Origin of the sequence: Candidatus Avelusimicrobium stercoris, assembly GCF_002437085.1 — a bacterium.
Taxonomy (GTDB): Bacteria; Elusimicrobiota; Elusimicrobia; order Elusimicrobiales; family Elusimicrobiaceae; genus Avelusimicrobium; species Avelusimicrobium stercoris.
The window spans coordinates 22,516-30,599 of sequence record NZ_DJOA01000007.1 but is presented as its reverse complement, the minus strand read 5'-3'; the positions used below and the strand labels follow the sequence as shown (position 1 = coordinate 30,599).

The 8,084-nt window shown below is 48.7% G+C and carries 8 protein-coding genes, 1 tRNA gene and 1 other RNA gene; 5 read left to right on the top strand and 5 right to left on the bottom strand.

Annotation, left to right across the window (positions count from 1 at the left end):
- A partial coding sequence (locus B2118_RS00945) for a type IV pilin protein (protein ID WP_428052524.1) occupies positions 1–614 on the top strand: 614 nt, incomplete at its 5' end.
- 51 nt (positions 615–665) lie between these two features.
- Here B2118_RS00945 and B2118_RS00940 read toward each other — a convergent pair.
- Positions 666–1,412: a nucleoside phosphorylase gene (locus tag B2118_RS00940; protein WP_428052522.1), complete on the bottom strand. Its 747-nt coding sequence runs from the start codon at positions 1,410–1,412 to the stop codon at positions 666–668.
- Between the two features lie 69 nt (positions 1,413–1,481).
- Between B2118_RS00940 and B2118_RS00935 the strand changes: the two genes are divergently transcribed.
- Both B2118_RS00935 and B2118_RS00930 read left to right on the top strand, forming a co-directional pair.
- The gene (locus B2118_RS00935; RefSeq protein WP_428052520.1) at positions 1,482–2,816 is read left to right on the top strand and encodes an alanine/glycine:cation symporter family protein; all 1,335 of its coding nucleotides are present in this window, start codon (positions 1,482–1,484) and stop codon (positions 2,814–2,816) included.
- Between the two features lie 75 nt (positions 2,817–2,891).
- A complete protein-coding gene (locus B2118_RS00930; RefSeq protein ID WP_428052518.1) occupies positions 2,892–3,806 on the top strand; it encodes a magnesium transporter CorA family protein in 915 nt (304 codons plus the stop codon).
- 60 nt (positions 3,807–3,866) lie between these two features.
- Here the strand turns inward: B2118_RS00930 and pssA are convergent, their stop codons facing one another.
- The 4 genes from pssA to B2118_RS00910 form a co-directional block, all read right to left on the bottom strand.
- Positions 3,867–4,658, bottom strand: a complete 792-nt coding sequence (gene pssA, locus B2118_RS00925; protein WP_428052516.1) for a CDP-diacylglycerol--serine O-phosphatidyltransferase — start codon at positions 4,656–4,658, stop codon at positions 3,867–3,869.
- Positions 4,659–4,666: 8 nt separating this feature from the next.
- Positions 4,667–5,335 carry a phosphatidylserine decarboxylase gene (locus B2118_RS00920; protein WP_428052514.1) on the bottom strand — a complete coding sequence of 223 codons (669 nt, stop codon included), beginning with the start codon at positions 5,333–5,335 and terminating at the stop codon, positions 4,667–4,669.
- A gap of 44 nt (positions 5,336–5,379) precedes the next feature.
- Positions 5,380–5,462: transfer RNA gene (locus tag B2118_RS00915), tRNA-Leu, on the bottom strand.
- A gap of 65 nt (positions 5,463–5,527) precedes the next feature.
- Positions 5,528–5,938, bottom strand: a complete 411-nt coding sequence (locus B2118_RS00910) for an NYN domain-containing protein (protein WP_428052512.1) — start codon at positions 5,936–5,938, stop codon at positions 5,528–5,530.
- 97 nt (positions 5,939–6,035) lie between these two features.
- Between B2118_RS00910 and ssrA the strand changes: the two genes are divergently transcribed.
- Together ssrA and B2118_RS00900 are read left to right on the top strand one after the other, a co-directional pair.
- Positions 6,036–6,382: a transfer-messenger RNA gene (gene ssrA / locus B2118_RS00905) on the top strand.
- Positions 6,383–6,673: 291 nt separating this feature from the next.
- Positions 6,674–8,083 carry a phosphoglucomutase/phosphomannomutase family protein gene (locus B2118_RS00900; RefSeq protein ID WP_428052510.1) on the top strand — a complete coding sequence of 470 codons (1,410 nt, stop codon included), beginning with the start codon at positions 6,674–6,676 and terminating at the stop codon, positions 8,081–8,083.
- The last annotated feature ends 1 nt before the right edge of the window (position 8,084 follow it).

The window sequence follows — 8,084 nt, the reverse complement described above, 5'->3', positions numbered from 1 at the left end:
CCAGAAATAAAATAAGGAGTTTATCTAATAAACAGACTGGATCCCGGGTCCACGCCTGGGATGACAACTACAACAACAGATCCCGTATAAAGACACTACGGGATGACGGCTTAACAACAAGCGACCGCACGGCCAAAACTTTCCATACTGCAAGTGAGGGATTTACCTTAATTGAACTTTTAGTTGTCGTGCTTATCATCGGTATATTGGCTTCGGTGGCGTGGCCTAATTATCAAATGGCGGTGGAGCGCAGTCGTGCGGCGTCGGCCCTAGCCTATGGGCGCGCGTTCAGGGACTCGGTGGATCGCTATTATATGGCTCATACGCGTATGCCTACAAGTGCAGAGGCGTTGGATATTGGCCTAAAAAATTGCCCACAAAATTTTGCCTGTGATTTCCAATATATTACGACTGGACGGTTATATATTGTCCGTCAAAACGGGCCCTTTTGGTATGAACTGGTGGTGCGCGCCAATGCCTCGGATTGGACGACGATGCAAGGCACTATTTATTGTGCGGCCCCGAAAAATAGCCCAAAGGGCGTACAATTTTGCCAAACGTGGGGCGAACTGATTCCCCATAATGACGATTGGGAACGCGTAAAGATAGAATAGCAAAAAGCCCTGGGCAAACACCCGGGGCTTTCCATTTTCCTTGCTGACAAATTATTTAAGCACTTTCTGCGCGGCGGTAAAAATATCTTCTAGCGCGCGGAAAATCGGCTTTTCGCCAAAGTGCGGTTCCCATTTGTATCGGGCCAATACATCGCTCACGGCAAAGGCCGCCGCGCCCTGTACCTTGCGTTTGGCGCAAATGGCGTAAAACGCCGCGGTTTCCATTTCCACCGTCAAAACGGCTTCTTTTTGGTAATGTTTTACCTCGGCCTTGGTCTCGCGGAAGATAGCGTCCGTGGTCCAGTTGCGCCCGGTGTGAAAGTTTTTGCCGTCTGCTTCCAACTGCTTGGCAAGTTTGCTAAAAAGCGTTTTGGCGGGTTTGGCGGTTTCTTTATTCGTGTAGCAGGGAGAAGTGCCGTCGTCGCACAGGGCTTCGCTCGCGAGCACAATGTCGGCGGGTTCCACTTCTTCTTGCAACGAGCCCGCCAGCCCGATAAACACAAATTCCTTTATGCCCAGTGCAATTAACACCTCCAAGGCCATAGCCATACCCGGCGCGCCGGAACCGAAATTGGTTACATAGCACAAATTTTGCCCTTCCAAAACGTAAATGTCCGCCTCGCAGTTGTATTTTTTATACTTGGCGTGGCTTTCTACATAGCGCGTTAAGGAGGAAATGGGGCATAAAACAGCCTTGCCCGGCAGTTTCAGCCCGGCGGCCACGTGGTTTACATAACCGGCGGGGGTGGAGATTTCTTTTAGTGCGGCTTTTTTATTTTTTGGAAATAAGATAGTCATATTTTTGTAAAATTTTAGAGTTGTGCACTTGCGCACATATATACTATACAAAAAAGAGAGTATTTGTTTATGGAAAGTTTTACGCAGGGAATTGTCAGTTTAAACGCGTTCTTATGGGGGGCGCCGATGTTGGTTTTGATTGTGGGCATCAGTTTGTATTTTACCTGCAAGTTGCACTTTATCCAAAAACATTTATTTAGTGCGATTTCTCTCTCTATAAAAAAAAGCCGCTCGGCGGGCGTTATCAGCAGTTTTGGGGCGTTGGTGGTGGCCTTGGCCGCTATGGTGGGCACGGGCAATATCGTGGGCGTTAGCGCGGCGGTTTCCACCGGCGGGCCGGGGGCGCTGTTTTGGATGATGCTTTCCGCCTTTTTGGCGATGGCTACCAAATATGCCGAATCGGTACTGGCCGTTAAATACCGCGAAAAGAACGAAGCGGGCGAATATGTGGGCGGCCCAATGTATGTGCTTAAAAACGGGCTTAATATGAAGAAGACAGCCCTTATTTTTGCGGCGGCTACGGCCTTAATGGGGTTTGGCGATGCGCTTATTCAAACCAACTCCTTGGCGGCCATTTATGGCTCCGTCTTTAACATACCGGCCGTTGTAACCACGGCGGTATTGGTAATTTTAACAGGCAGCGTGATTTTAGGCGGCGTGCGCAAGATTGCCGCCTTGTGCAAATGGCTGGTGCCCGGTATGGCGGTTTTGTATATTGTGCTGTGCCTGGTGGTGCTTATTTTGCATTGGGAAAAATTCCCGTGGGCGGTGTCCTGCATTTTTAAAAGCGCGTTTAGCGGTACGGCCTTGGTGGGCGGTGCGGTAGGTATTACGCTTAAAGAAGCGGTGCGCTACGGCGTGTCCCGCGGGGTTCTGTCCAACGAGGCCGGAAGCGGAAGCGGCGCGATTGCCGCGGCTGCGGCCCAAACGCCTAACCCGGTGCGCCAAGGGCTGGTATCTGCTACAACGGTATTTTGGGATACCTTGGTTATCTGTTTGCTTTCGGGCGTAACGGTGGTAGTAGCGGGCGATTGGCAGAGCGGAACGCTGTTTGGCGCGCAACTGGCGCAGAGCGCCTTTGCCACCTTGCCGGGCGGAGCGTATTTCTTGCTAATGTCCCTTACCTTGTTTGCGTTCTCCACGCTGGTGGGGTGGAGTTATTACACCGCCAAATCGGCCCAGTTTTGCTTGGGGGTAAATGTGGAAAAGCCCGTATATGTGGTGTGGCTTTTAATGATGTGCTTGGGTGGCTTTTTGAGCCCCAAACTGGTATGGGAGTTGGCCGATACGGCGATTGCCGTGATGTGCGTGCCGAATATTTTATCTTTATGGCTGCTGCGCAGAGTGGTATTTAGCGAAACCAAAACATATTTGGCGCAGGAGTTGGCCTTTGCCCGAAAATAGGACGGTAAAAAACTTTACAAGGCGGTTTGTAGGTGGTATCATTTAAATATATACCATCCGGCCAAGAGGCGTAAAATGCTTAAAAAATACGAAATCAAAGATAAAAAACTGCTGGAAACCGATTCTTCTTCCGCGCAGGTGTTTTTATATACAAACCCGACGGTGGACGAACAGCGGTTTTTGGTGGAGACTTATCAAATTGACGAACACACCTTGGCCTCTTCCTTGGACCCGGATGAATTGCCGCGCTTGGAGTTTGAGCCCGAACATATCGCAATGATTTATAAACGCCCCAAAAATTATTCCGGCAAGGACCAACTGGAATTTAAGGTTGCTTCCGTCGGGATGTTTTTGTTTGAGGATAAACTAATTGTGGTATTGGCGGAGGATATCCCGCTGTTTGTGGGCAAGCGGTTCCACTCGGTTTCCTCCATTAAAGAAGTATTTTTGAAACTGGTATATAACTCTATTTCTCACTATGTGGAACACTTGCGTATTATTCATATGATTTCGGAGGAAATTGAGGATAAAATTACCGAGTCCGTGGATAACACTTACCTTTTGAACCTGTTTAGTTTGGTGAAAAGTTTGGTGTATTACGCCGAGGCTATTACCTCCAACGGCTTTGTGTTTGAAAAAACGCGTAACCTTTCCGCCCGCATCGGCTTTGACGAAAAAGACGAGGAAATGCTGGACGACATCATCGTAGAAAATATGCAATGCAAAACACAGGCGGATATTTATTCCAACATTTTAGCGCAGTTACTGGATGCCCGCGCTTCTATCGTAAATAACAATTTGAACCTGCTGATTAAAAAGTTAAACGTAATTACCATTTGGATGATGGTTCCTACGCTGGTGGTAAGTGCGTACGGTATGAACGTGGCCTTGCCGCTGTCCAACCACCCTGACGCCTTTTGGATGATTATGGGCGTGTGTTTGATTTTGGTGTGGCTTGTAATGATCTACTGGAAGCACAAAAACTGGTAAGTTTTACACAATAAAAAATCCCGGGGTCTAAAAACCCCGGGATTTTTTAGGCTGACAAATTTATTTTTCTACTTTAATGCCTCTAAACGCCCGGTAGAGTACGGCTAATAAGCCGAACACTACATAGAGCGAGAACACGATAAAAATCACGTCCTGCGGGAAGCGGATCAGCATTACCACCAAAAACACAATTAGCAGTAACACCCACACGCTCAGCCGTTTTTCGCGTTTGGCCTTAAAGGCGGCATACGGAATATTGGATACCATTAACAACGAAAGCACCAACATTGCAAACCATACAAAATTGTACAAGTGCGGCAAATACATCGCTAAAAAGTGGATGTTTCTCCCGCCCATATCGCCCAGCATAATGCTGTAAGAAATGGCAAACGAGGCCAAAATGGCCGCCGCCGCCGGAGTGGGCAAGCCGGAGAAATACTTTTTGGAGCCTTGGCCCGCATAGGCCATTGCATTAAACTTGGCCAAGCGCAGTACGCCAAAGCAGGCATATACGCACGCAATCGGCGCGCCCCATAAGGGTTGCGTATGAAGCACAAAGAAATACATCAGTAACGCCGGAGCCGTGCAGAAGGAAACCGCATCGGCCAGGGAGTCCATTTCCACACCAAAGTTGCTTTCCGCACCCAACAGGCGGGCCACGCGGCCGTCAAACATATCAAATACCATTGCGAACAAAATCAACCATCCGGCGTGTGCAAAGTTCCCCTTGGCCGCCGCTAAAATGGAGAAGAAGCCGCACGCCAAATTCCCCAGCGTAAAAAGCGAGGGGGCCGTCATAGCGCCGGTGTGTTTTAACTTTTCAACAACCTTGGTTTCTTTATTTTCTTCCATAAAATCCTCTATTTCCACAAGCCCAAAACGGTAACGCCGCCCTGCACCTTTTGGCCTTCTTTTACCAGTACGCGCACTTTTTCTTTGGGCAGATATACGGCCACCTGGGAACCAAAACGCACTAGGCCCAAATGTCCGCCGATTTTAATGTCTTGCTTGGTATTTACCCAGCACTCAATGCGCCGCGCAATGGCGCCCGTGATTTGTTCCACGTGGGCAAAGCGGGCGGTATCGCCGTCTTTAAAAATCTGGATTAAGTTGCGTTCGTTTTTATCGGCGCCCGGATTGTTGGCAAACAAAAAAGTGCCTTTGTTGTAAAAAATATCGCCGATTTTACCGTTTACGGTAGCGCGTTGGACGTGTACATCAAAGATAGACAGAAAAATACGCACCACCACGGAGTTGGGGTCGTCTTCCGTTTTAATGGAAAGGACCGTTCCGTCCGCCGGGCAGGCGATTTCGTCATCGGCGAAGACGGTTTCGCGCTTCGGGTCGCGGAAGAAAAACGCGCAGAAGCAGCCGATTAACAGAAATAAAATGCCGAGCGTGCGGAAGTCAAAAAACAAAAAGACCGCGGCCACGGCCACGGCGATTGCGAAAAATTTAAGCCCCAGGGGCAAAACGGTGCTGACCCAGCCAAAACATTTGGAAAGCGTACGGTTGATGTCTTCTAACATATTTTTCGTACTGGTGGGTGTAATTAAATGGCAGGATTTTTAAGTGGGCAGGGGGGGACTTGAACCCCCACGACCTTGCGGTCAACAGATTTTAAGTCTGTCGCGTCTGCCATTCCGCCACCAGCCCTCTTATAGAATTATTTTAACAAAAAAATGCGCACTTGTACATTGTTTTATGTTGCCGCCCGATATTTACTTGTCAAAGGTTTTAAGCCCGTTGTAAAATTTACGGCAAAAGAGCGTTTTTACACCTAATTTTTTTAGGGCGTCTTGCAACAGCCTGTCGTCGGTTACCGCAATTACGCGCTGGCCGCTTTGGCTCAAAAAGTCCGCGCGCTCGTAAATAATTTGGTCGGCGCTGTCCTCTTCCGAAAACGAAATATGCACGCCCCCTCGGTACAGCGGGCCGATGGGGCGGAAGGAGCCGTCAAAAATTACCTCGTATTGGTGCATTGCGTAATGTTCGTCTTGCGAGATATCGGTTAAAAAGTCCAAAAAGTCTGCGGTTACTTCCTCTTCCGTACGGGAAAATTCGTATAAAAAACTGCGTACCAGGTTCAGCCCGTCAATCAAATATACCGTCGGTTTTGTGCTTACATACATAATAAGGTTGCCTTTCTTTGTCAAAATTGTTATAAGAAAATGATACAATATAATGCTAATTCACAGGAAGCGTTCTTTGACAATTTCCGTTTTTTACGGGGGTGTAATAGATTCGACGGGTATCTGTTGCCGCCCGGGAGCAAGTGCCGGTTGGCCAGGCCGGCTAAAATAGGGCCACAAAAATAACTAACGACAATCAAGTCGCTTGGGCTAACGCTTAGTCCCACCGCGCCGCTGGTGTCTTCCATACGCTAGCGGATTGCGGTCAATATATGGAATGCTGCAAAGCAGGCGCGGTTCGTCCGGCTTTGCCTAAGACCAACGAACTAAACCGCAAACGTGCCGCCTTGCGCTTAGTTTGCGGTTAATTAAGCAAGGCTAAACTTGTAGTGCCCGGATGGAGAAGATGTTCGGACGGGGGTGCGAATCCCCCCACCTCCACTTTTTTGCTTTATTAAAAAAGTGAAGTTTCAAAAAATATTTTGTAACTTTTTCTCATTGCAGAAAAAGTTACCAAAAAGGCTAGCCGATAATGGAGCATAAAATGAAATTTTAAAGGGCAGCCTGACAACTCGCCTAAACGGCTCAAACAAGTCAGGCCTTTGCCACTCTTAAAATTTAATTTTATAGGCGCTCCTAATATCGGCGAAAACGGCTTAAAAGGCAAAACAACTTAAACAGCAAAAACGGAAGTTGCAAGACATTATAGATTTATTATTTTTAACGGGAGAAAGTATGGCATCTGAAATTAAGTTCGGCACCGACGGTTGGAGAGGCGTGATTGCTTGGGATTTTACGTTTGAAAACGTGCGCCGTATGGCACAGGCATTGGCGGATTATATCAACGAAAACGCTCCGGGCGAGGAAGGCTCCAAGGCCCCTAAAATTTTTGTCGGGTACGACAGACGCTTTATGTCGGACCTGTTCGCCGCCGATATTGCCAGCATCTTCCGCGCTAACAAAATTGATGTTACCCTTTCTTCCACCCCGATTTCTACCCCGGTGGCCGCTTGTTTGAGTATGAGCAAATGCTGGATGAGCATTATGGTTACCGCGAGCCACAACCCGGCTAACTACAACGGAATTAAAATTAAACTCGCGGGCGGTTCGGCCCCGGCGCGCGTAACCAAAGAGGTTGAGGAATTGCTGGACCAAAATTCCGTTCTCCTCCTTTACGGACAAAAGGCCGACAAAAAGGACGTTACCGACGTCTATTTTAAATATGTAGCCAGCCACATCAACGCTAAAAAATTGAAGACCTTTAAAGGCAAAGTGGTAATGGATTATATGTACGGTGCGGCCGCGGGCTATTTGGAAAAGTTCCTGCCCGAAAAACAGGTAATTGCCCTGCGCGCCGATCACGACCCCACCTTTGGCGGCGGCCAGCCCGAGCCGGTGGAAAAGAATTTGACCGAACTTAAAAAAACGGTAGTCGCCAAAAAGGCCGCCTTGGGCGTAGCCTTTGACGGCGACGGCGACCGTGTGGCCTTGATTGATGAAAAGGGCACTTATTTGACCCCGTGCGTGATTGCCGCTGTACTGTGCGACTATTTTATCAAGCACAAAAAATTGGACGGTAAAATCGTGCAGACCGTTTCTATGGGCTACCTGTTAAAGCGCATCGCCCGCCAGCACGAAATGCTGTTTGAAGAAGTGGGCGTAGGCTTTAAAAATGTGGCCGAACGTATGAATTTGGACGATGTGGCCTTTGGCGTGGAAGAATCGGGCGGATTTGCCTGGAAGGGCAATTTGCCGGACCGCGACGGCCTGACGGTTGCCTTGGCGTTTTTGGACATTATGGCCCAAACGGGCAAAAAAGCCAGCGAACTGTGCGCCGCGGTGGCCGCCGAATACGGCGCGTCCGTCTATATGCGCCGGGATTTGCCACTAGCCAAACCCGTGGATAAGGCCGTAATGGCGGAAAAAATGCGCAAAAAACTGCCGAAAAAAATCAACGGCCAGCGCATTGCCGAAACGCTTACCTTTGACGGTTTAAAAATCATTTTTGAAAATGACGAGTGGCTGCTCTTGCGCCCGTCCGGCACGGAGCCGCTCTTGCGCGTGTATGCCGAAACGGCCACTAAAAAAGACACGCAGGCCTTGCTTGATTTCGGGGAAAAATTAATGGCCCCGTATGTAAAATAAT

Coding starts and splice junctions, on each gene's coding strand:
- B2118_RS00940 (WP_428052522.1), bottom strand. CDS start 1,412: ATGACTATCTTATTTCCAAAAAATAAAAAAGCCGCACTAAAAGAAATC.
- B2118_RS00935 (WP_428052520.1), top strand. CDS start 1,482: ATGGAAAGTTTTACGCAGGGAATTGTCAGTTTAAACGCGTTCTTATGG.
- B2118_RS00930 (WP_428052518.1), top strand. CDS start 2,892: ATGCTTAAAAAATACGAAATCAAAGATAAAAAACTGCTGGAAACCGAT.
- pssA (WP_428052516.1), bottom strand. CDS start 4,658: ATGGAAGAAAATAAAGAAACCAAGGTTGTTGAAAAGTTAAAACACACC.
- B2118_RS00920 (WP_428052514.1), bottom strand. CDS start 5,335: ATGTTAGAAGACATCAACCGTACGCTTTCCAAATGTTTTGGCTGGGTC.
- B2118_RS00910 (WP_428052512.1), bottom strand. CDS start 5,938: ATGTATGTAAGCACAAAACCGACGGTATATTTGATTGACGGGCTGAAC.
- B2118_RS00900 (WP_428052510.1), top strand. CDS start 6,674: ATGGCATCTGAAATTAAGTTCGGCACCGACGGTTGGAGAGGCGTGATT.